Below are 22,971 nucleotides of genomic sequence, written 5' to 3' on the forward strand. Positions count from 1 at the left end.
GGCGGCCTTCGTGCGCGTGCTGCGGTTCGGTCAGCGACCGCGGATGCGGCGAGTGGCGTCCTGGACCTCGCCCACCAGTTCCTCGAGGATGTCCTCGAGGAACAGCACGGCGGTCGTCTGCCCCTGCGCGTCACGGACCTTCGCCAGGTGGCGCCCTGCACGGCGCATGACCGCGAGCGCGTCTTCCAGATCGGTGTCTTCCTGCACCGGCACCATGTGGTGGATGCGCTTGGCGGGAACCGGCTGGATCATCTTGACCTCGGCATCCGGCCCTTCAGAGGCCCGGAGGATGTCCTTCAGGTGCACGTAGCCGATCGGAGTCGTTTCGTCGTCCACGATCACGTAGCGCGAGAAACCGTAGCGGGCCACCGCCTTCTCGATGTCGTCCGGCGTCGTGGACTGCGGCAGCGTCACGAGCTCGCTCAGCGGCACTGCCACGTCGCGAGCCTTCTTGTCGCTGAACTCGACCGCGGCCGCGACCGTGCCCGCGGCATCCGTCAGCACACCCTCACGGCGGGACTGGCTGACGATCGTCGCGACCTCGTCGAGCGTGAACGTGGAGGCTGCCTCGTTCTTCGGCTCGACGCGGAACAGACGCAGCACGCCGTTCGCGGCGGCGTTCAGCACCCAGATCACCGGCATGAACACCTTCGAGACCCAGACGAGCGCCGGGGCGAGGATCAGCACCGCGCGATCCGGCACCGAGAACGCCAGGTTCTTCGGCACCATCTCACCGAAGACCACGTGCAGGAACGACACGATCAGCAGTGCGATCGTGAACGAGACGGCATCGACAGCCGCATCGGGCAGTCCCACGGCGTGCAGCGGCACTGCCAGCAGGTGGTGGATGGCGGGCTCCGACACGTTCAGGATCAGCAGCGAGCAGATCGTGATGCCGAGCTGCGAGGTCGCGAGCATCAGCGTCGCGTGCTCCATGGCGTACAGCGCGGTCTTGGCTGCGCGCGATCCCTGTTCGGCACGCGGCTCGATCTGCGAGCGCCGCGCGGAGATCACCGCGAACTCGGCACCGACGAAGAAGGCGTTGGCCACCAGCAGCACCACCAGCCAGGCGAGTCCTCCCCAATCGCTCATCGGGTGGCCTCCTCATCGCTGGTCGACGGACTGGGGACATATCTGACGCGATCGACGCGGCGACCGTCCATCCGGACGACCTGCAGGCTGCCGCTGTCGAGCGGCACCTCGTCGCCGACGACGGGTACGCGCTCGAGCACGCTCATCACGAATCCTCCGACGGTGTCGTACACCTCGCCCTCCGGCACTTCGACGCCGGCACGCTGGCGCAGCTCATCCGGCCGCAGCTCGCCGGGGAACGTGACGCCGTCACGGCCCCGGACCACGCCGGCCCTGGTGCGGTCGTGCTCATCGGCGACCTCGCCGACGAGTTCCTCGACCAGGTCTTCCAGGGTCACGAGACCGGCGGTTCCGCCGTATTCGTCGACCACGATCGCGAGCTGATAGCCACGGGCGCGCAGCTCTGAGATGAGCGCGTCGACGTGCACGGTCTCCGGAACCCGCAGCGGCTCGGTCGAGAGCGCTCCGACCGGCACATCGGTGCGACGATCGCGGGGCACCGAGATCGCGGCCTTCAGGTGCACGACGCCGGTGATGTCGTCGAGGTCCTCGTCGTAGACCGGGAAGCGACTGTGCCCGGTGCGACGAGCGAGCTGGATGACGTCGTCGGCCGTGTCACCGGCGGCGATCGCGTGCATGCTGGGGCGCGCCGTCATCACGTCGGCGGCGCTGAGCCGCGAGAACGTGAGCGTGCGGTCGAGCAGCGTCGCGGTATCGGCTTCCAGCACGCCGGCGCTCGCGGAACGGCGGACCAGCGACGAGAGCTCCTCGGCGCTGCGCGCACCCGAGAGCTCCTCCTTCGGCTCGATGCCCATGCTGCGCAGGACGCCGTTCGCGCTGCCGTTCAGCACCACGACGGCGGGGCGGAACACGGCGGTGAACGCGGTCTGGAACGGGATCACGAGTTTGGCGGTCGCTCGCGGGAGGGCAAGAGCGAAGTTCTTGGGGACGAGCTCGCCCAGGATCATCGAGAGCACGGTGGCGACGAACATCGCCACGATCGTCGCGATCGGAGCGACGGCGACCTCGGGGATGTGCCAGGCGACCAGTGTCGGACGCAGCAGGTTCGAGAGCGCCGGCTCCATGGTGTATCCGGTGAGCAGCGTGGTCAGCGTGATACCGAGTTGCGCCGAGGACAGATGGGTCGACGTGTGCTTGAGGGCACTGATCGTGAGAGCGAGACGGGTCTCACCTCGCTCCTGTCGGGCCTCGAGCTCAGCGCGGTCGAGATTGACCAGCGCGAACTCGCTCGCGACGAAGAGGCCGGTGCCGACCGTGAGCAGCAGCCCCACGCCCAACATGATGTAGTCCATCAGCGGTTCCTCTCCGGTGCGAGAGGCGGGCAGTGGGGCGAGGTACTACAACTGGGAGGGTCGTCCATTATGCAGACGATTCTACCGAACGCGCGTGCTCTCACGCTCGCTCGCGCAGGGTTGTCCGCTCGGATGCCTCACCAGCTGACCGGCAGCGCCTTGCCCTCCTCGTATCCCGCAGCGGACTGCAGGCCGACGAGGGCGCGCTCGTGGAACTCCGGAACGCTCGCGGCGCCCGCGTACGTGAAGGACGAGCGCACGCCGGAGGTGATCATGTCGAGCAGGTCCTCGAGCCCAGGACGCAGGGGGTCCAGGTAGATGCGGGACGAGGAGATGCCCTCGGCGAACAGCTCCTTGCGCGCCCGCTCGTAGGCGTCCAGTCGGCCGAACCGAGCCTGCACGGCCTTGGTCGAGGCCATCCCCCACGACTCCTTGTAGATACGCCCGTCGTCGTCGGTCTGCAGCTCCCCCGGCGCCTCGATCGTGCCGGCGAACCAGGAACCCACCATGACGGATGCCGCACCGGCCGCGAGTGCCAGTGCCACGTCGCGGGGGTAGCGGACGCCGCCGTCCGCCCAGACGTGGGCGCCCAGCTCCTGCGCCGCCTGCGCCGTCTCGAGCACGGCCGAGAACTGCGGGCGCCCGACAGCGGTCATCATGCGCGTCGTGCACATCGCGCCCGGCCCGACACCGACCTTGAGGATCGACGCACCGGCTTCGACGAGATCCTTGACGCCGTCGGCCGTGACGATGTTGCCGGCGACGATCGGCAGTCCGAGTCCGAGCTCCGAGACCGTTCGCAGTGCCCGCAGCATCCCCTCCTGGTGGCCGTGCGCGGTGTCGAGCACCAGCACGTCGACCCCGGCAGCAGCCAACGCGCGAGCCTTGGCTGCGACATCTCCGTTGATCCCGACGGCTGCGGCGACCGCCAGCCGACCGTCGGCGTCGAGCGCCGGACGGTACAGCGTGGAGCGCAGGGCGCTGCGGGCGCTGAGCGTGCCGACCAGGTGCCCGTGGTGCACGACGGTGACCATCTCGACCTCGGCGTCGGTGATCACGTCGAACGCGTGTCGCTCCGAGCCGATGTCGTCGGCGTCGATCGAAGGTGTCCCAGCACGCACGAGATCGCCGAGCTGGGCATCGGGCAGCGCGGTCGCGAGGCGCGTGGCAGGGAGGACGCCGACGATCCGGTCGACCTGCACCGGCGCCGGTCCGTGCGCCACCACGATCCCGTGGCCCGCGGTCGCCGGGAGCAGGCGGAGCGCATCGGCGACGGATGCCTCCGGCGGCAACACCAGCGGCGTGTCCCACAGCACGGGCTGCGCCTTGACCTCGCGGATCGCCGCGTCGAGATCCTGCAGCGGCATGTCCTGCGGCAGGACGCCGATTCCCCCTCTGCGTGCGAGCACGGCGGCGAGGCGAGGACCGGTGACGGAGTTCATGTTCGACGCGACCAACGGGAGTGTGGCCGGTGTGCCGTCGCGCGGCGCCAGATCGACCTGGAGGCGGCTCGTCACCGCCGATCGTCGTGGCACCAGGAACACGTCCGAGTAGGTCAGATCGACTGTCGGCAACGCACCAGAGAACTCCATGTCTCCACGGTACCGAGATCGTGGCGTCCACGGCGGGTTGCTTCGACGATTGCGGGTGCGAAACACGTTAGGCTTGATGATCGAGAGTGTGCGAACCCGGGCGCATGACCGCGCCCGTGATCAGCACAGTGTGCTTCAGCGATGAAAGAGGGCGATCGAGCGTGTCGAACCAGGTGACCGGCGTCGGAGGCGACGGGGGGTTCGGAGCCAATTCCTGGCTCGTCGAAGAGCTCTACGAGCAGTTCAAGGAGAACCGCGACTCCGTGGACAAGGAGTGGTGGCCGATCCTCGAGAAGTACCACTCCGAGGCCTCAGCACCTGCCGCGTCGGCCGCGCCGGCGGCAGCAGCGCCGCCCGCTGATCACCCCGTGACCGCGCCGATCCCGGTGATCGGCTCCCAGCCCGTGGCGAGGACGACCGCGAAGCCGGCGACGGCCGCTCCCATCCCGGCGCAGGCTCCGAAGCCCGCGGCGAAGGAGACGCAGGACGCCGCTGAAGAGGACAAGGTCACCCCGCTCCGTGGTCTGCCCAAGACCCTCGCCGCGAACATGGACGAGTCGCTGACCGTCCCGACCGCCACCAGCGTGCGGACGATCCCGGCGAAGCTGATGATCGACAACCGCATCGTCATCAACAACCACATGGCACGCACGCGCGGCGGCAAGATCAGCTTCACGCACCTCATCGGCTGGGCGCTCATCCGCACGCTCGACGAGTTCCGCAGCCAGAACGTGTTCTACGCCGAGATCGACGGCAAGCCCTCCGTCGTCGCGCCGGCCCACGTGAACCTCGGTATCGCGATCGACCTGCCCAAGCCCGACGGCACGCGCGCGCTCATGGTGCCCAGCATCAAGCGGGCCGACACCCTGAGCTTCAGCGAGTACCTGGTCGCCTACGAAGACCTCGTCACCCGTGCCCGCAACAACAAGCTCACCGCCGCGGACTTCCAGGGCACCACGGTGTCGCTGACCAACCCCGGCGGCATCGGCACCGTGCACTCCGTGCCGCGTCTGATGAAGGGCCAGGGCTGCATCATCGGCGCCGGTGCCCTCGAATACCCGGCCGAGTTCCAGGGCGCCAGCGCTCGAACCCTCAACGAGCTCGCGATCGGCAAGACGATCACGCTCACGAGCACCTACGACCACCGCGTCATCCAGGGTGCCGGCTCCGGCGAGTTCCTGAAGAAGGTGCACGAACTCCTCATCGGCCAGCGCGGCTTCTATGACGACATCTTCGCCGCTCTCCGCATCCCGTACGCGCCGATCCGGTGGAACCCCGACATCGCCGTCGACCTCGCCGAGCGCGTCGACAAGCAGTCGCGGGTGCAGGAGCTGATCAACTCCTACCGGGTCCGCGGCCACCTCATGGCCGACATCGACCCGCTCGAGTACCAGCAGCGCTCGCACCCGGACCTCGAGATCGAGAGCCACGGCCTCACGTTCTGGGATCTCGACCGCGAGTTCGTCACCGGGGGCTTCGGTGGCCGACGCGTCGCGAAGCTGCGTGACATCCTCGGCGTGCTGCGCGATTCCTACTGCCGCACGCTGGGCATCGAGTACATGCACATCCAGGACCCCGAGCAGCGCCGTTGGTTCCAGGAGAAGGTCGAGGTCAAGTACCAGAAGCCCGGCCACGACGAGCAGCTGCGGGTGCTCCGCAAGCTCAACGAGGCCGAGGCCTTCGAGACCTTCCTGCAGACGAAGTTCGTCGGCCAGAAGCGGTTCTCCCTCGAGGGCGGCGAGTCGCTCATCCCGCTGCTCGACGAGATCCTCCAGGGAGCGGCGACCGCGGGGCTCGACGGCGCGGCGATCGGCATGGCCCACCGTGGCCGCCTGAACGTGCTCACCAACATCGCGGGCAAGACCTACGGTCAGGTGTTCCGCGAGTTCGAGGGAACCCAGACGCCCGGAAACCAGCGCGGCTCCGGTGACGTGAAGTACCACCTGGGCACCGAGGGCACCTTCGTCGCCGACGACGAGTCGGAGCTGCCGGTCTACCTGGCTGCCAACCCCTCGCACCTCGAGACCGTCGACGGCGTGCTCGAGGGCATCGTCCGCGCGAAGCAGGACCGCAAGCCGATCGGCACCTTCGCCTGGCTGCCGATCCTCGTGCACGGTGACGCCGCCTTCGCAGGCCAGGGCGTCGTGGTGGAGACGCTGCAGATGTCGCAGCTGCGCGGCTACCGCACCGGCGGCACGATCCACGTGGTCGTGAACAACCAGGTCGGCTTCACGACCACCCCGAGCGACGGACGCACCTCGATCTACGCGACGGACGTCGCGAAGACGATCCAGGCGCCGGTGTTCCATGTGAACGGCGACGACCCCGAGGCCGTCATCCACGTCGCGCAGCTCGCGTTCGAATACCGCGAGCGGTTCCACCGCGACGTCGTGATCGATCTCGTCTGCTACCGCCGACGCGGACACAACGAGGGCGACGACCCCTCGATGACGCAGCCGCTGATGACCGACCTGATCCAGGCGAAGCGCTCGGTCCGCCGCCTCTACACCGAGTCGCTCGTCGGCCGCGGCGATATCACCGAGCAGGAGTACGACGAGGCCAAGGCGGACTTCCAGAACCGTCTCGAGATCGCGTTCGCCGAGACCCACGCCGCCGAGACCGGTGCGACGCCGATCGCTCCCGAGCTGCCGCCGGTCGAGGACCAGGTCGGTGCGCCCGATGTGACCGGTGTACCGAATGAGGTCATCCAGCTGATCGGCGATGCCTTCGTGAACAAGCCGGAAGGCTTCACGGTGCACCCGAAGATCAACCAGCTGCTCGAGAAGCGTCTCGACATGAGCCGCAACGGCGGCATCGACTGGGGCTTCGGCGAGCTGCTCGCCTTCGGATCGCTGCTGGTCGAGGGAACCACGGTCCGCCTCGCGGGACAGGATGCCCGTCGCGGCACCTTCGTGCAGCGTCACGCGTCACTGCACGACCGGGCCAATGGCCAGGAATGGCTGCCGCTGTCGAACCTGTCGGATGCACAGGGCCGCTTCTTCGTCTACGACTCGCTGCTCAGCGAGTACGCAGCGCTCGGCTTCGAGTACGGCTACTCGGTCGAGGCCCCTGAGGCACTCGTGCTCTGGGAGGCGCAGTTCGGCGACTTCGTCAACGGCGCCCAGTCGGTGATCGACGAGTACATCTCGGCTGCCGAGCAGAAGTGGGGACAGCAGTCCAGCGTCACGCTCCTGCTCCCCCACGGCTACGAGGGCCAGGGACCGGATCACTCGTCCGCCCGCATCGAGCGTTTCCTGCAACTGTGCGCGCAGGACAACATGATCGTCTCGCGCCCGTCGACGCCCGCGTCGTACTTCCACCTGCTTCGCCGCCAGGCGTACGCGCGTCCTCGCAAGCCGCTCATCGTCTTCACCCCGAAGGCGATGCTGCGTCTGCGCGGCGCCACCAGCCCGGTCGAGGACTTCACGCAGGGCCGCTTCGAGCCAGTGATCGACGACCACCGCGAACTCGACCGCGCAGCCGTCAAACGGGTGCTCGTTCACTCCGGCAAGGTGCACTGGGATCTGCGCACCGAGGTCGAGAAGAACCCGAACCCCGAGGTCGCGCTGGTGCGTCTCGAGCAGCTCTACCCGACGCCGATCGAGGACCTGAAGAAGGTCACCGACTCCTACCCGAACGCCGAGTTGGTGTGGGTGCAGGAGGAGCCGGAGAACCAGGGCGCCTGGCCGTTCCTGGCGCTCGCCTTCGCCGGTGTCCCCGGCGACCGCACGTTCCGCCCGGTTGCCCGCACGGCCTCGGCGTCGCCCGCGACCGGTTCGTCGAAGGTGCACGCGGCTGAGCAGGCGACCCTGTTGCGTGAGGCGCTCACGGTCAGCTGATCGAACGCAGACGAGAAGGGGCGCCCCGACGAGAAGTCGGGGCGCCCCTTCCGTCTGCCTGCGGCGTTGCTCAGTACCAGATGTCGAGCGAGGGCGCCGGCAGGGCGATGAACGCCCGGTCGAGCTGATCGGCGACCGCAGCGGTGGTGACGATCTTCCCTGCACCGCGCAGGGTCTCTGCGCGGACAGCGCCGGCGTAGATCGATGACAGCGCCGAGACGCCGAGCGTCGCATCGGCGTCCGCATCGCTGTGCTCGACCGTCGCTGCGCCGTCTTCGTCGACGCGCAGGCGCCACGTGCCCTCGGTGAAGTCGAGCGGATCCTCGATGCGCAGGACGAGGTCGAGCGGTGCGGAGTACCGGCGTGCCTCGAGCGTCCGGGGAAGATCGAGGATGCGCAGCCAGCCGTGGTCGTGGACCTCCTGCTTCACACCGCGCTGGTCGGCCACGAGCCACGGCAGCGGGTCGTCAGGAGTCTGCAGGTCGGCCGTGACCTCGTCGACGAGGTCGTGCTGCAGCGCGAAGCGCCAGAGCGCCGCGCGCGCGTCGACCGTATCGGCGAAGAGCGCACGGACGCGCAGGCTGAACCGGAACGTGCCGCTGGCGTCCTCCAGCGAGTACACGATCACGCCGCGCACCTCACCGTCCTCATCGAGGTAGCGGACGCCGCGCACCTTCTCCCGGTCCGTCTCTCCCGGCGAGATGCCCGCATAGCCCTCCCAGCGCTCCGGCCAGCCGGGGATGCGGCCCGACCGGGTCACCCGATCGCGATCGTGCACGGATGCCAGGTCCTCGACCAGTTCCTCGCGCTCCCGGTACTCCAGGCTGCCGGCAGGCGTGTGACCGCCCCAGCCGGCTCGGCGGGTGTCCACCGTGTACCGGACGGCCGGCAGCGCCGCACCGAAGCCGTAGCGGGCGTAGATCGTCGCCTCGGACACCGTGAGTCCGGCGAGCGGAACGCCGGCGGACGCCGCGGCTCGCAGTTCTCCCTCGAGCAGCGACCTGGCGATGCCGCGGCGGCGATGCGTCGCTGCGACCGTCACTCCGCTGATCGCCCACATATCGATCTCGCCGCCCGGGATCGTCATGGGCGTCACCCAGGCGTCGACCGTGCCGATCGGCTTCGCGTCGTCTGCCGCGTCGTGCTCGAAGACGCCGACCGTCCGTCGCGTCGTGAGCGTCCTGCGCTCGTGGGTCAGCGACTCGGCCGTCGGCTCACCGCCGAGGAAGCCTCGGTGCACGGCCCGCTGGAACGGGACCGCCTTCGCCTCGTCGCGCTGATCGACGACGCGGTAGTCCAGACCGCGGGTGCGCAACCGCTCCCGAGAGGTCTGGTCAGCCGGAACTTCACGATGATCGATGCTCGTCATGACTCCAGCCTAGAGTCGCCGGCCGACATCGGTCGCAGCCGATCAGTGCTGAGCGGACTGCACCTCACGCAGGCGTGCGAACACCTGGTCGCGGAGCTCCTCCGGAGCGGTCTCCTTGCAGGCCCGGGCCACGACCTCGGTCAGGGTCGTGGCGACGAGCGCCTCATCCCGACAGGACGGGCAGTTCTCGAGATGCTCGCGGATCTCGGTGTGCTCGGTGTTGCACACCTCGTTGCGGAGGTACTCCTCCAGATCCTGACGGGCCTTGTCGCAGCCGCAGTCGCTCATTTCGCGCTCCTCGTGTTCTCAGCCGCGGCGATGCCCCGCTCCACGGCGTAATCAGCCAACAGCTCCCGCAGCATCCGCCTGCCACGATGCAGACGGCTCATCACGGTGCCGATGGGTGTCTTCATGATGTCGGCGATCTCCTGGTAGGCGAATCCCTCGACGTCTGCGAGGTACACCGCCAGCCGGAAGTCCTCCGGGACGGCCTGCAGCGCATCCTTGACGACGGATGCCGGCATGCGGTCGATCGCCTCCGCCTCGGCCGAACGGCTGTGCGAAGCCGTCGTCGACTCCGCGCCGCCGAGCTGCCAGTCCTCGAGCTCGTCGATCGTGCCCTGGAACGGCTCGCGCTGCTTCTTGCGGTAGATGTTGATGTACGTGTTGGTGAGGATCCGGTACAGCCAGGCCTTGAGGTTCGTGCCCTGCGAGAACGTCGCCCACGACCCGTAGGCCTTCACGAACGTCTCCTGCACGAGGTCGGCGGCGTCTGCGGGATTGCGCGTCATACGCATCGCGGCGGCATAGAGCTGATCCATGAACGGGATCGCCTGCTCTTCGAATTCCTGTCGAGGGTCGCCGACGGTGTCTGCTGTTCCGGTGTCATCCATCACGGGCCAGTCTAGGCCGCTGATGTCCACCGTTTCGCGTTCCAACGTGGCGAGCATGCTGTCTCCTTCTCGGCGGGTGCGCCGCTGTTCACTAAGGTGGAAACCGATGAGCACCAACAGGTATTCCCCTCCCCCGGTCAGCGGTGCCTACAACGCGCCCGCCAGCACCGATGCCGTGCACGCGACCCTGACGATTCCCGGCTCGAAGTCGCTCACGAATCGCGAGCTCATCATCGCTGCGATCGCCGACGGACCAGGTCGTCTGGTGGCCCCGCTGCACTCCGACGACTCCCGCCGCATGGTCGACGCACTGCGTGCGCTCGGCGTCGGGATCGAAGAGGTCGACGCCGGTGGCGAGTTCGGCCCAGACCTCGTCGTGACCCCTGCGAAGCTCACCGGCGGCGTGACGATCGACTGCGGTCAGGCCGGTACCGTGATGCGCTTCATCGCGCCGCTCGCCGGCCTCGCCTCCCGCGACGTGCACCTGACCGCACATGAGACTGCACTGCACCGCCCGATGGGTGGGCTCATCAGCGCACTGCGCGACCTCGGCGTCGACATCGACGACGAGGGAACCTGGTCGCTGCCGTTCACGGTCCGAGGACACGGACGCATCCGCGGCGGTCGCGTCGAGATCGATGCGTCCGCATCGAGCCAGTTCGTCTCCGGTCTCCTCCTCGCGGCTCCGCGATTCGACGTCGGCCTCCACCTCGTGCACACGGGCGAGCACCTGCCGAGCCTCCCCCACATCGACATGACGATCGAGGCGCTGAGCCGCCGCGGCATCCGCATCGAGCGACCGGCGGTCGGCGAATGGCTCGTCGAGGCAGGTGTGCCGCGCGCCAAGGAGATCGCGATCGAACCCGATCTCTCCAACGCAGCACCGTTCCTCGCCGCGGCCCTGGTCACCGGCGGATCCGTCACGATCACCGGATGGCCGGCGCACTCGACGCAGCCAGGTGCGATGCTCCCCGAGATCCTCCAGGCGATGGGGGCGCACACCAGCCGTCACGGCGGCGCCCTCACCGTCCGAGCCGGCAGTGCGATCCACGGCATCGACATCGACCTGGCCCCGGCCAGCGAGCTCACCCCGACGATCGTCGGTCTCGCGGCGTTCGCCCAGTCGCCGACGACGATCCGCGGCATCGGTCACATCCGCCTGCACGAGACGGATCGGATCGCTGCGCTGATCGGCAACATCCGCGCGATCGGCGGCGAGGCCGAGGAGCTGCCGGACGGACTGCGCATCATCCCCCGCGCGCTGCACGGCGGCGGGTGGGCGGCCCACCACGACCACCGCATGGCGACGACCGGCGCGCTGATCGGCCTCAGGGTGCCCGGCATCGAGATCGACGAGATCGGCACGACCGCCAAGACCCTCCCGGAGTTCACGCTGCTGTGGGAGCGGATGCTGGGAGGCGCTGGCGCGTGAGCTGGCTCGACGACACCGGCGACCTCGACGACGAGTTCGAGGACTTCGACGAGAGCAGCATCCGCGCGCGCCCGAACCCCAAGGCCAACCGACCGCGGACCAAGCGTCGTCCGGCCCACGACGACGCGGTCATCGGGCGGGTCCTCGGCGTCGACCGCGGGCGCTACACGGTCCTGATCGACGAGGACACCGACGACGAGCGCACGGTCAGCGTGACGCGGGCCCGCGAGCTGCGACGCAACCCGATCGTGACCGGCGATCTCGCCCGCGTCGTCGGCGATGTCAGCGGTGACGAGGGAACACTCGGTCGCATCGTCGGCATCGTCGAGCGCACGTCGCTGCTCCGACGAAGCGCAGACGACACGGATCAGGTCGAGCGGGTGATCGTGGCGAATGCGGATCAGATGCTCGTCGTCGTCGCTGCGGCCGATCCAGAGCCTCGAGCGCGGCTCGTCGACCGCTATCTGGTCGCCGCCCTCGACGCCGGCATCCGGCCACTGCTCGTCGTGACGAAGACCGACCTCGCGGACCCGACACAGTTCCTCTCCCACTTCGACGGGCTCGACCTCCGGGTGTTCACGAGCGCGAGAGACGAGATGCCCACCGAGGAGATCGGCGCCGCACTCGTCGGGCACACCACCGTCTTCGTCGGCCACTCGGGCGTCGGCAAGTCCACGCTGGTGAACGAGCTGGTGCCGACCGCGCTGCGAGCCACCGGACACGTCAACCAGGTCACCGGGCGCGGCAGGCACACATCCTCATCCACCGTCTCGCTGCGCTACCAGGGCGCCGAGGGCAACGGGTGGGTCATCGACACCCCCGGCGTCCGGTCCTTCGGGCTCGGCCACGTCGATCCCGCCAACATCCTCGCCGCGTTCACGGAGCTCGCGGAGATCGCCGAGGACTGCCCGCGGGGGTGCACGCACCTCGCCGATGCCCCCGACTGCGCGCTGATCGAAGCAGCCGAACGAGGAGAGCTCAGCGAGACTGCGCTGGCGCGCCTCGACTCGTTGCAGCGGCTGCTGCAGACCTTCGCCGACAAGGCGGAGCAGACTCCCGGCCGATAGGCTGACGGGGTGACTCAGCGCCTGGAATCCGGAACCCCTGCCCCCGACTTCGCCCTGCTCGATCAGGACGGTTCGACGGTCCGTCTCACGGATCTGCGAGGGCAGAAGACCATCCTGTACTTCTACCCGGCAGCCATGACTCCCGGGTGCACCACACAGGCCTGCGACTTCCGAGACAGCATCTCGTCGCTCCAGGGCGCCGGGTACCGCGTGGTCGGCATCTCGCGCGACGAGCCGGCGAAGCTCGCCGAGTTCCGCGAGCGTGACGGCCTCACCTTCACCCTGCTCAGCGACCCCGACCACGCCGTTCATTCGGCGTACGGCACCTGGGGCGAGAAGATGAACTACGGCAAGGTCGTTGAGGGCGTCATCCGCTCCACTTTCGTCCTGGACGAGGAGGGCGTCATCACTCTCGCCCAGTACAACGTGAAGGCCACCGGTCACGTCGCCCGGCTGCGCAAGCAGCTCGGTATCGACGCCTGACACCGGCGTCGAGTGCCGACCGGGCCGATGCCCGACTCGGCAACGGAGTCACTCGGCTTCGCGCTGCACGCTTTCCGCGCGCGCACTCGCGATCAGCAGCGCGAATCCGATGACCCCGGGGATGCCGACGCCGATCGTGAACGCCCAGGGCACCGGCTGCAGCGTGAGCGACGCCAGTGCGATCGCCACAGCGAGCAGCTGGAACACCACACCACCTGACCGAGCCCAGGAGCGGCCGGCGCGAGCGCCGAACGCGAACGCGAGCAGGCAGGCCGCGCCGATCAGGGTGAGCACGATGAGTGCGATCGCGGTCGGCAGCGACGAGGCGTCACCGGCACCGAGGCCGGCGAGTTCGATGACGGCGAAGACGGCCAACGCGATGCCTTCGAGAGCGAGAACGGCCGCCGCCGTCATGGCGAGTCGCGGTGCGCGCACGGAGTCTCCTGAGAATCGAATGAGAAGGACGAAAACCCTTGATTTCGTGGGTTTCATGTAACAGAATGGACAGCGTCATGTGCTCCCACAGCGGCGTGGGGCGGACGATCCGTCCGCATCACAAAACGCGGGCATCCGTCCGCATCTGAACAGGGTAACGGATCCCGAACCGTCACCCGAATCGAGCCATCGCGTCGCGATCGTTCTTGAGAATCCACACTGAGGAGCCCCCATGGATTGGCGCGACAAAGCCGCCTGCTTGACTGTCGACCCCGAGCTGTTCTTCCCCGTCGGGAACACCGGTCCCGCGGTCGATCAGATCGAGAAGGCGAAGACTGTCTGCGCCACCTGCACGGTGACCGAGATCTGCCTGCAGTACGCACTCGAGTCCAGCCAGGACTCCGGCGTCTGGGGTGGCCTCTCCGAAGACGAGCGCCGCGCCCTGAAGCGCCGCGCAGCACGCGCCCGCCGCGCGTCCTGAGACTGACACGAGAAAGACCCGACCTGCCTCACGGCAGTCGGGTCTTTTCTGCTTCTCCGGCCGGAGCGGCCTAGGGCTTGAGCCACCGCAGCGGGATGTCGATGACGACCTCGGTTCCTGTGCCTTCGCTCCCGTGCCACTCGATGCTGCCGCCGAGCTCGCCCTGGATGAGCGTACGGATGATCTGCGTGCCGAGCCCCTGACCGATGCGACCTTCGGGCAGGCCACTGCCGGTGTCGTGCACCGTGACCCTGAGGTTCTCCTCAGTGCGCGCGGCATCGATCGTGATGAGTCCCTCCTGACCTGCGAGGCCGTGCTCGACCGCGTTCGTCACGACCTCGGTGAGCGCGAGCGCGAGTGGTGTCGCGTACTCGCTCGGCAGGACGCCGAATCGTCCGGTCGACCGGGTCTGCGCACGCGTGTTCGGTGCCGCGGCGACCTCGGCCACGAGCTTCAGCACGCGGTGGAAGACCTCATCGAAGTCGACCTTCTGCGTGAGCCCCTGCGCGAGCGTGTCGTGCACGACCGCGATCGAGTCGACCCGCCGCATGGCCTGCGTCAGCGCGTCTCTCGCCTCGTCGGAGTGCGTGCGCCTGGCCTGGATGCGTAGCAGCGAAGCCACGGTCTGCAGGTTGTTCTTCACGCGGTGGTGGATCTCGCGGATCGTGGCGTCTTTGGTGATGAGCTCCTGCTCCTGATGACGGAGCTCGGAGACATCGCGGCACAGCACGATCGCGCCGATCCTGGTGCCGTGATCCTTCAGCGGGATCGCGCGCAGCGAGACGGTGACACCGCGGGCCTCGACATCGGTGCGCCAGGGGGCCCGGCCCGTCACGACGACCGGGAGCGACTCGTCGACCTGCCTCGACGGCGGGATCAGCCGTGTGGTGACCTCTGCGAGGGACTCCCCCTCCAACTCGTCGTCGAAGCCCATCCGGTTGAAGGCCGAGAGCGCATTGGGGCTCGCGAAGGTGGTGATGCCGTCGACGTCGATCCGGATGAGTCCGTCGGACGCACGAGGAGCACCGCGACGAGGAGACGTGGGAGCTGCGAGATCGGGGAAGCTCCCATCCGCGATCATGCGGAACAGGTCGTTCGCGCACTCATCGAAGGTGATCTGCTGACGGGAGGGTGTCCGCGCCTCGCCGAGATTGGTGTGACGGGTGACCACGCCGATCACTCGCGGCTCGGTCGCGCCCTTGCGGCGCTCGATGACGATGGGCACAGCCCGGACCCTGGTCGGCGTCTCCTCGAACCAGTCCGGCGAGGAGGAGTCGATGATCTCGGCGGTGTCGAACGCCGCCTGCACCTGCGTGCGCCACTGCGGGCGGACGCGTTCACCGACGATGTCGCGATAGAACAGGGTCGCTGCGCCACTCGGACGCGCGTGCGCGACCGCGATGAAGGAGTTGTCGTCCGCCTGGATCCACACCACGATGTCGGCGGATGCGAGGTCGGCGAGCAGCTGTCCGTCACCGGCGAGTCGATGAAGCCATTCGACATCGCTCTCGGTCAGGAGTCCCTGGGCTTGGGCGAGATCACTGAGGGTTGACACCCCTCCAGCCTAGGCCGAGTTGCCTCAGAGGACCGCCAGGGATGTGGCGCGCCAGCGCCGGTCCAGCCCCTCCAGACGGATCGCCACGGCGCGGGTCCGCCCCGGCCCGGCCACCACGACGACCGCTTCGATGATGCCGTCGGCCGGCTCGGTCACTCTGATCGAGAGGATCGCGAATGTCGGTCGTGTCGGCGCGATGCCTCTCGCGCTGCGTGCCCGCGCGGAGAGATTCGCTCGGCTCACGAGCGTGCGATACGCATCCTCGCTGAACCAGCGGGCCAGCTGGTCGACCTCACGGACGCCGGCCAATGCCTCGAGCACCCCCTGCGTCAATGCGCGCAGCAGCGGTTCAGGGTCAGGAAGCGCCGCGGTCGCGGTGGGCTGCGGTGCGAAGTACTCGTGCAGGATCATGATGTGCTCTCCGTCGGGGATTTCGGGTGACAGTGGAGCACGTCCACGGACGCCACGGAGCGGTCCGGAGAAGGAATGTGGATAACTCGTACATGCCCTCGACCGCTGTCCTACGCTCGATCCCGTGCACTGGGACCGTCTGTTCGAAGACCTCGAAGGCCAGCTCGCCGCCGAATGGGAGAGCGAGCGAGCCGCGCTGAGCGCGGAATCCGAACGGCTTCGCATCTCTCGCCTCGATCTCCGCAGTCGACTGCGGCTGATGTCCGAGGTGGGAGCGTCAGTGGCGATCGAATTGGCGAGCGGCCGAAGACTCCCGGTGACGGTCCGCGCGCTCGGATCCGACTGGATCGCGGTGGAGTCCGCCCCGGGTGACGATATGCTCCACGGTCGTTCCGTGCGCATCGTTCCGTTGCACGCCGTCCGCGGCATCCGCACCGATCACGGCACGATCCTGGCCAGCCTCGAGAACAGCACCGAACCCGACACCACCCTGCGCGAGCGCATGACCTTCGGCTTCGTGCTGCGAGACCTCGCACGGCGAAGGGTGCCGGTACATCTCAGCCTGTTGATCGGCGACGACGTGCACGGCACGATCGATCGAGCCGGTTCGGATCACCTCGATCTCGCGGTGCACGATGCCGGGACCGCACGACTGGCCGGAGCGGTGCAGGGGTTCCGGATCATCCCGTTCTCCGCCGTTGCTTCAGTGCGGACGCCCGGAGATCACCGTCCCTGAACGGTCGACGTCCCCCACACCTCGGGGAAGCTCGCCGTCTGGGACTGCCGCCAGAGCGCCATGCGCCTGGCGAGCTCCGACTGCTCGGCGAGGTATTCCTCGATGCTCGCCTCTTCGATGCGCCATCTCGCAGGAGAGCCGAGTTGCGCACCTCGCAGCTGCCCATCCTGCACCAGCCCGATGACTTCGTCGACGCCGAGCTGCAGCAGCTCAGCCACTTGAGCGGGCGCGAGATACTGCCGGAGCGACACGGATGACTTCGTCATGCGCCCATTGTTCCGCACCGATATGCCAGGTTTCGATACTCGAGGACACCTGTGGATAACTCCCGAGCTGCGATCCAGGAGTCTGTGACGATACCGACATGAGCATCTTCTCCCGTCAACGCCGCGCGTCCCGCGGCGATGCGCGCTTCTTCATCGGCATCGCGCTGGTCGCCGTCTCGATCGCCGGTGTCTGGTTCCTGGTCTCAGCGGCGGATGACGTCACACCGGTGCTCCAGGCGAACCGCACCATCTCGCAGGGTGAGGCCCTGACCGCAGCAGACTTCCAGGTCGCGGAGGTCGGCCTCGGCGTGCTCGCCGATCGATACATCGCGCCCGACGAACTGAAAACAGGTCAGATCGCATCGCGCACGCTTCGGAAAGGAGAGCTGGTCCCGATCTCCGCGACGACCGAAGCGTCGGCCGCTCGCTCCACGACCATCGTGGTGGAGAGCAGCACACCGATACCGCACGACACGGATCCGGGCAGCGTCGTCGAACTCTGGAGCGCGCCGCCACTCGACGACGGACGGTCATACGACGCCCCACGGATCCTGGTCGCCGACGCGATCGTGAGCGACGTCGTGGAGGCACAAGGGATGCTCGCCGAGTCCGGTACGTCAGTCGAGCTCGTGATCGACCGCGCCGACGTCGCAGAGGTCCTCGCCGCTGTGACGGGCGGCTCCGCGCTGTCGGTGGTCCCGATCGGCTCCGGCTCATGACGTCCGTGATCGTCGCGATCCGCGAGCCACGCGCCGGCGAGCTCGCGGCCGAGCTGGAGCTCGAAGGCATCACCGTCATCGCGACGGTCGACCCATCGACGCGATCGTTCCAGAGTCTGCTTCCCGATGCCGAGGCGATTCTCCTGCCTTCGGATCGCTCCATCCTCACATCCGACGTCGTCTCGTCCTGCGACAGAGCCGGAGTCCGCATCATGATGCTCGGCGATGCCGACAGTCGTGCGCTCGGGCGGCTCGGCCTGAGCGGTGTCCTCCCGGCCGACGCTGCTGGATGGCAGGTCGCCGCAGCACTGACCGCCGCCCCGCCCGATGCGCCGGCGGCCCCGAGAGACATGCCGCCGGCGCCTCGTCTGATCGCGGTCTGGGGGCCTCATGGAGCGCCGGGACGATCCACGGTCGCGATCCAGCTCGCCGCTGAGTTCGCCCGCCGCGGCCGCCATGCGTCGCTGGTCGACGCCGACACGGTCGCCCCCGCCCTCGCGCTGCTCCTCGGCCTCAGTGACGACGCACCGGGAATCGCTGCCGCCTGTCGACGCGGCGAACTCGGCGGGCTCGACAGCCAGGAGCTCACCCGGCTCGCGACGGTCGTCGAGACGAGCGGCGGCGACATCGACGTCTTCCCCGGCATCAACCGACCGAGCAGGTGGCCTGAGCTCTCCACCGAGCGGCTCAGCACGGCGCTGCACGCCTGCCGCGACTGGGGCGAGGAGACGATCGTCGATGTCGCCGCGTCGTTCGACGCCGATGACGAGGCGACGTACGACCTCGCCGGTCCCCGTCGACACGCTGCCACCACCGCGACGCTCCGAGCGGCTGATGCCATCGTCGCCGTGGCATCGGCTGACCCGGTCGGTATCAGCCGGTTCCTCCGCGACCATGCGGAACTCCGTCGTCTCACGGCACCGACGCCCATCACGGTGGTGATCAACCGCGTCCGGTCAGGGCCGCTCGGGATCGACGCGCGAGGCCAGGTCAGACGGACGCTCGAGCGGTTCGCGGGAATCACCGACGTCATCTTCCTGCCGTACGATCAGCGCGCAGCCGATGCTGCCCTGCTGCACGCTCGACCGATAGCCGATCTCACACCGCGCTCGCCCTTCGTCGCCGGGATCCGCGCGCTTGCCGCGGTCATGACTCCGACGACGTCGCCGGCTACTGCCGGTAACTCGCGAGGAAGTTCCCGAGGCGTTCGACTGCTTCGCTCAGCACTCGGGTCTCGGGGAGCGTCACGAGACGCAGATGATCGGGCGTCGGCCAGTTGAACCCTGTCCCCTGCACGAGCAGCATGTGCTCGGAGACCAGCAGATCGTAGACGAGCTTTCCGTCGTCTCGGATCTCGTGCACGTTCGGGTCGAGCTTGGGGAACGCGTACAGCGCACCCTGCGGCTTGACGCATGAGACGCCCGGAATGCTCTCCAGGCCCTCCCATGCGACATCCCTCTGCTCGTGCAGCCGGCCGGTCGGCGCGATCAGCGCATCGATGGACTGGACCCCCGAGAGCGCCGCCTGCACGGCGTGCTGCGATGGGACGTTGGGGCAGAGGCGCGTCGACGCCAGCAGCGTGATGCCCTCGATGAAACCCTTGGCGTGCGCCTGCGGCCCGGTGATCACGAGCCACCCCGACCGGTAGCCGGCGACGCGGTACGTCTTGGACAGCCCGTTGAACGTGAGGCAGAGCAGATCCGGAGCGAGTGTGGCGGTCGGGATGTGCACCGCGTCATCGAAGAGGATGCGGTCGTAGATCTCGTCGGAGAGCAGGAGCAGCTCGTGCTCGCGCGCGATCTGCACCAGGCCTTCGAGGATCTCCCGCGAGTACACGACGCCGGTGGGGTTGTTCGGGTTGATGATCACAAGCGCCTTGGTGCGCGGTGTGATCTTCGACCGGATGTCCTCGAGGTCGGGCTGCCAGTCCTGCTCCTCGTCGCAGAGGTAGTGCACCGGCGTGCCGCCGGCCAGGCTCGTCATCGCGGTCCAGAGCGGATAGTCGGGTGCGGGGATGAGCACCTCGTCGCCCTCGTCGAGCAGCGCCTGCATCGTCATGGTGATGAGCTCTGAGACCCCGTTGCCGAGATACACGTCGTCAGGACCGAAACGCGGGAAGTCCTCGATCTCCTCGTAGCGACTGACCACGGCGCGCCGCGCCGAGATGATGCCCTTGCTATCGCTGTAGCCGTGCGCATTCGGCAGCGCCGCGAGCATATCGTGCACGATCTGGTGCGGGGCGTCGAACCCGAAGATCGCAGGATTCCCCGTGTTGAGCTTGAGGATCTTGTGACCCTCTGCCTCGAGCCGCGCCGCCTCGACGAGCGCGTTTCCGCGGATCTCGTACAGGACGTTCTTGAGCTTCGACGACTGGTCGAAGTGGCGCGATGGTGTCATCGGCCAAGCCTACAGGGACGAGAAGAGGGCCAATCCACCAGGACTGGCCCTCTTCTCGGTCACGGTCGATCGACGCGTGGCTACTTCTTCTTCTTGCCCTGCGCTCGACGCTGCTCACGGTTGCCGGCGGGCGGCGAGGCGGCCTCGGTGCGCTGCCCGAAGGCGCCACGGGGAGCTTCCTGCTCCTCGGCCGGCGGTGCGGTGGCAGCAGCGGCCGCAGCTGCCTTGCGCACGCGGTCGGTCGCAGCCTGCTGCACCTGACCGCGGTCGTCCCGGACCTCGACCTCGCCCGCGTCGTTGGCTGCGGAGTATTCGAGTCCCTGATCGGTGGCGCCCTCGGAGAGGCCCTTCGCCTCGACCTCGGTGACCTCGGAGTCCTCGGCACGACGTACCTCGACCTCGAGGTTGTAGAGGTAGCCGACCGACTCTTCCTTGATCTGGCCCATCATCGACTGGAACATCGCGTAGCCCTCGCGCTGGTACTCGATCAGCGGGTCGCGCTGCGCCATGGCGCGCAGGCCGATGCCGTCCTTCAGGTAGTCCATCTCGTAGAGGTGGTCGCGCCAGCGACGGTCGAGCACCTGCAGCACGACGCGGCGCTCGAGCTCGCGGGTCGCCGCCTCGCCGAGCGTCTCCTCACGCTTCTCGTACGCGATCGTGGCATCCGACAGCAGCTCACGGGTCAGGCCTTCAGCCGTGATCCCGCCCTTGCGTCCGCCTGCCTCTGCGACGACCTCGTCGATCGTCACGCTCACGGGGTACAGCGTCTTCAGCTCTGTCCACAGCGCGTCGAAGTCCCAGCTCTCGTTGTGCCCTTCGCCGGTGTGGTCGTTCACGACGCCGGTGATGGCATCCTCGATGAAGTGCTGCACCCGGCCGGCGATGTCGTCGCCCTGCAGGATGTGGCGGCGGTCGGCGTAGATCGCCTCGCGCTGGCGGTTCAGCACGTCGTCGTACTTCAGCACGTTCTTGCGCATCTCGGCGTTGCGAGACTCGACCTGCGACTGCGCGCTGCGGATCGCACGCGACACCAGACCGGACTCGATCGGCACATCGTCAGGGAAGTTCGTGCGGGCCAGGATCGCCTCAGCAGCACCCGACTGGAACAGCCGCATCAGGTCGTCGGTGAGGCTCAGGTAGAACCGGCTCTCACCGGGGTCGCCCTGACGACCGGAGCGTCCGCGGAGCTGGTTGTCGATGCGCCGGGATTCGTGCCGCTCGGTGCCGAGCACATAGAGGCCGCCGGCCTCGATGACCTTCTCGGCCTCCTCGCTGACGACGCTCTTCATGGACTCGTACGTCTCGTCCCAGGCGACCTCGTACTCCTCGGGGGTCTCGACGGGGTCGAGTCCCTTGCCCTTGAGCTCCTGCACGGCGAGGAACTCGGCGTTTCCACCGAGCATGATGTCGGTGCCTCGACCGGCCATGTTCGTGGCGACGGTCACCGCCCCGAGACGGCCTGCGCGTGCGACGATCTCCGCTTCACGTGCGTGGTTCTTGGCGTTGAGGACCTCGTGCTTGACGCCCTTCTTCGCGAGCAGGCGGGAGAGGTACTCGCTCTTCTCGACGCTGACGGTTCCCACGAGCACCGGCTGGCCTGCGGCGTGACGCTCGGCGATGTCCTCGACGACCTGCGCGAACTTCGCGGTCTCGTTCTTGTAGACGAGGTCCGACTGGTCCTTGCGGACCATGGGGCGGTTCGTCGGGATCGGGATGACGCCGAGCTTGTACGTCGACATGAACTCGGCGGCCTCGGTCTCGGCCGTACCGGTCATGCCGGCGAGCTTGTCGTAGAGGCGGAAGTAGTTCTGCAGCGTGACGGTGGCGAGCGTCTGGTTCTCGGCCTTGACCGGCACACCCTCCTTGGCCTCGATGGCCTGGTGGATGCCTTCGTTGTAGCGGCGCCCGACCAGGATGCGGCCGGTGTGCTCGTCGACGATCATGACCTCGTCGTTCATCACGACGTAGTCGGTGTCCTTCTTGAACAGCGCCAACGCCTTGATCGAGTTGTTCAGGAACGAGATGAGCGGCGTGTTCGCCGACTCGTACAGGTTCTCGATGCCGAGGTAGTCCTCGACCTTCTCGATGCCGGGCTCGAGCACGCCGACCGTGCGCTTCTTCTCGTCGACCTCGTAGTCCTCGCCCACCTCGAGGGTGCGCGCGATCTTCGCGAACTCGGCGAACCAGCGGTTCGCCTCGCCGGAGGACGGACCGGAGATGATCAGCGGGGTTCGGGCCTCATCGATGAGGATCGAGTCGACCTCGTCGACGATCGCGAAGAAGTGCTCCCGCTGGACGAGGTCCTCCTTGCGCCACGCCATGTTGTCGCGGAGGTAGTCGAAGCCGAACTCGTTGTTCGTGCCGTAGGTGATGTCCGAGGCGTACTGCTCGCGACGGACCGCCGGGGTCTGCCCCGACACGATGATGCCGGTGGTCATGCCCAACGCGCGGAACACACGCCCCATCAGCTCGGCCTGGTAGCTCGCGAGGAAGTCGTTGACCGTGATGATGTGGACACCCTTGCCCGCGATCGCGTTCAGGTACGCCGGGAAGGTCGCCACGAGCGTCTTTCCCTCACCCGTCTTCATCTCCGCGATGTTGCCGAGGTGCAGGGCGGCGCCGCCCATGATCTGCACGTCGTAGGCACGCATGCCGAGTGTGCGCTTGGCCGCCTCGCGGACGGCGGCGAACGCCTCCGGCATCAGCTGATCGAGGGTCTCGCCCTTCTCGAATCGCGCGCGGAGCTCCGTCGTCTCGTTGCGGAGTTCCTCGTCGGTGAGCTTGGAGATGTCATCCTCCAGCAGCCCCACTGCCTTGACCACCTGGTTCAGACGACGGATGATCCGTCCTTCTCCAGCGCGCAGCAGCTTCTCAAGAGGATTGGCCACGGA

20 protein-coding genes are annotated in these 22,971 nt (G+C 67.9%); 8 read left to right on the forward strand and 12 right to left on the reverse strand.

The annotated features are described in order from the left end of the window. Nucleotides 1-30: 30 nt before the first annotated feature. The 3 genes from RS83_RS17015 to RS83_RS17025 all read right to left on the reverse strand — a co-directional run bounded on the left by RS83_RS17015 (nt 31) and on the right by RS83_RS17025 (nt 3,997). Complete coding sequence (locus tag RS83_RS17015; RefSeq protein WP_045280621.1) at nt 31-1,092, reverse strand: hemolysin family protein; 1,062 nt, start codon at nt 1,090-1,092, stop codon at nt 31-33. Further along, nucleotides 1,089-2,405: a hemolysin family protein gene (locus tag RS83_RS17020; RefSeq protein WP_045280622.1), complete on the reverse strand. Its 1,317-nt coding sequence runs from the start codon at nt 2,403-2,405 to the stop codon at nt 1,089-1,091. Before RS83_RS17020 ends, RS83_RS17015 begins: the two co-directional genes overlap by 4 nt. A gap of 137 nt (nt 2,406-2,542) precedes the next feature. Beyond that, the gene (locus RS83_RS17025) at nt 2,543-3,997 is read right to left on the reverse strand and encodes a GuaB1 family IMP dehydrogenase-related protein (RefSeq protein WP_045280623.1); all 1,455 of its coding nucleotides are present in this window, start codon (nt 3,995-3,997) and stop codon (nt 2,543-2,545) included. A 161-nt stretch (nt 3,998-4,158) separates the two neighbouring features. Here RS83_RS17025 and RS83_RS17030 point away from each other — a divergent pair, with 161 nt between their 5' ends. Next, entirely contained in the window at nt 4,159-7,836 is a 3,678-nt protein-coding gene (locus tag RS83_RS17030; protein WP_045280624.1) for a multifunctional oxoglutarate decarboxylase/oxoglutarate dehydrogenase thiamine pyrophosphate-binding subunit/dihydrolipoyllysine-residue succinyltransferase subunit, read from the forward strand. 70 nt (nt 7,837-7,906) lie between these two features. Here the strand turns inward: RS83_RS17030 and RS83_RS17035 are convergent, their stop codons facing one another. Genes RS83_RS17035 through RS83_RS17045 form a run of 3 tightly spaced genes read right to left on the reverse strand, consistent with a single transcriptional unit; the run spans nt 7,907 to nt 10,155 of the window. Beyond that, a complete protein-coding gene (locus tag RS83_RS17035; protein WP_052679159.1) occupies nt 7,907-9,205 on the reverse strand; it encodes a GNAT family N-acetyltransferase in 1,299 nt (432 codons plus the stop codon). Nucleotides 9,206-9,247: 42 nt separating this feature from the next. After that, nucleotides 9,248-9,493 carry a zf-HC2 domain-containing protein gene (locus RS83_RS17040; protein ID WP_045280625.1) on the reverse strand — a complete coding sequence of 82 codons (246 nt, stop codon included), beginning with the start codon at nt 9,491-9,493 and terminating at the stop codon, nt 9,248-9,250. Then, nucleotides 9,490-10,155, reverse strand: coding sequence for a sigma-70 family RNA polymerase sigma factor (locus RS83_RS17045; RefSeq protein ID WP_045280626.1), 666 nt, complete (start codon nt 10,153-10,155; stop codon nt 9,490-9,492). The genes RS83_RS17040 and RS83_RS17045 overlap by 4 nt, the downstream gene beginning before the upstream one ends. A 49-nt stretch (nt 10,156-10,204) precedes the next feature. Here RS83_RS17045 and aroA point away from each other — a divergent pair, with 49 nt between their 5' ends. From aroA to bcp, 3 genes are read left to right on the forward strand one after another with little or no spacing between them, the layout of a single operon-like run. Beyond that, a complete protein-coding gene (aroA, locus tag RS83_RS17050; protein ID WP_045280627.1) occupies nt 10,205-11,530 on the forward strand; it encodes a 3-phosphoshikimate 1-carboxyvinyltransferase in 1,326 nt (441 codons plus the stop codon). Next, nucleotides 11,527-12,597: a ribosome small subunit-dependent GTPase A gene (gene rsgA / locus RS83_RS17055; RefSeq protein ID WP_045280628.1), complete on the forward strand. Its 1,071-nt coding sequence runs from the start codon at nt 11,527-11,529 to the stop codon at nt 12,595-12,597. Before aroA ends, rsgA begins: the two co-directional genes overlap by 4 nt. A 9-nt stretch (nt 12,598-12,606) precedes the next feature. Beyond that, on the forward strand, nt 12,607-13,080 hold the full coding sequence (bcp, locus tag RS83_RS17060) for a thioredoxin-dependent thiol peroxidase (RefSeq protein ID WP_045280629.1): 474 nt from the start codon (nt 12,607-12,609) through the stop codon (nt 13,078-13,080). A gap of 48 nt (nt 13,081-13,128) precedes the next feature. Here the strand turns inward: bcp and RS83_RS17065 are convergent, their stop codons facing one another. After that, the gene (locus RS83_RS17065; RefSeq protein ID WP_045280630.1) at nt 13,129-13,515 is read right to left on the reverse strand and encodes a hypothetical protein; all 387 of its coding nucleotides are present in this window, start codon (nt 13,513-13,515) and stop codon (nt 13,129-13,131) included. A 232-nt stretch (nt 13,516-13,747) separates the two neighbouring features. On the opposite strand from RS83_RS17065, the gene RS83_RS17070 reads away from it, so the two are divergent. Beyond that, complete coding sequence (locus RS83_RS17070) at nt 13,748-13,996, forward strand: WhiB family transcriptional regulator (protein ID WP_028503730.1); 249 nt, start codon at nt 13,748-13,750, stop codon at nt 13,994-13,996. A 70-nt stretch (nt 13,997-14,066) separates the two neighbouring features. On the opposite strand, the gene RS83_RS17075 is transcribed toward RS83_RS17070, so the two are convergent. Next, nucleotides 14,067-15,551 carry a sensor histidine kinase gene (locus tag RS83_RS17075; protein WP_045280631.1) on the reverse strand — a complete coding sequence of 495 codons (1,485 nt, stop codon included), beginning with the start codon at nt 15,549-15,551 and terminating at the stop codon, nt 14,067-14,069. A gap of 24 nt (nt 15,552-15,575) precedes the next feature. Continuing rightward, nucleotides 15,576-15,962: an Rv3235 family protein gene (locus RS83_RS17080; protein WP_045280632.1), complete on the reverse strand. Its 387-nt coding sequence runs from the start codon at nt 15,960-15,962 to the stop codon at nt 15,576-15,578. 124 nt (nt 15,963-16,086) lie between these two features. Between RS83_RS17080 and RS83_RS17085 the strand changes: the two genes are divergently transcribed. Then, on the forward strand, nt 16,087-16,698 hold the full coding sequence (locus RS83_RS17085; protein ID WP_045280633.1) for a hypothetical protein: 612 nt from the start codon (nt 16,087-16,089) through the stop codon (nt 16,696-16,698). On the opposite strand, the gene RS83_RS17090 is transcribed toward RS83_RS17085, so the two are convergent. Further along, a complete protein-coding gene (locus tag RS83_RS17090) occupies nt 16,686-16,964 on the reverse strand; it encodes a helix-turn-helix domain-containing protein (protein ID WP_045280634.1) in 279 nt (92 codons plus the stop codon). The genes RS83_RS17085 and RS83_RS17090 overlap by 13 nt on opposite strands. A gap of 98 nt (nt 16,965-17,062) precedes the next feature. Here RS83_RS17090 and RS83_RS17095 point away from each other — a divergent pair, with 98 nt between their 5' ends. Both RS83_RS17095 and RS83_RS17100 read left to right on the forward strand, forming a co-directional pair. Then, the gene (locus tag RS83_RS17095; protein WP_045280635.1) at nt 17,063-17,683 is read left to right on the forward strand and encodes an SAF domain-containing protein; all 621 of its coding nucleotides are present in this window, start codon (nt 17,063-17,065) and stop codon (nt 17,681-17,683) included. Beyond that, the gene (locus RS83_RS17100) at nt 17,680-18,963 is read left to right on the forward strand and encodes an AAA family ATPase (RefSeq protein ID WP_045280636.1); all 1,284 of its coding nucleotides are present in this window, start codon (nt 17,680-17,682) and stop codon (nt 18,961-18,963) included. Before RS83_RS17095 ends, RS83_RS17100 begins: the two co-directional genes overlap by 4 nt. On the opposite strand, the gene RS83_RS17105 is transcribed toward RS83_RS17100, so the two are convergent. Further along, nucleotides 18,854-20,080 (reverse strand): pyridoxal phosphate-dependent aminotransferase, encoded by a 1,227-nt coding sequence (locus tag RS83_RS17105; protein ID WP_045280637.1) that lies wholly within the window; start codon nt 20,078-20,080, stop codon nt 18,854-18,856. The genes RS83_RS17100 and RS83_RS17105 overlap by 110 nt on opposite strands. Before the next feature lie 80 nt (nt 20,081-20,160). Then, entirely contained in the window at nt 20,161-22,968 is a 2,808-nt protein-coding gene (secA, locus tag RS83_RS17110) for a preprotein translocase subunit SecA (RefSeq protein WP_045280940.1), read from the reverse strand. Between the last annotated feature and the right edge of the window lie 3 nt (nt 22,969-22,971).

Origin of the sequence: Microbacterium oxydans (assembly GCF_000956525.1) — a bacterium.
Taxonomy (GTDB): Bacteria; Actinomycetota; Actinomycetes; order Actinomycetales; family Microbacteriaceae; genus Microbacterium; species Microbacterium oxydans_A.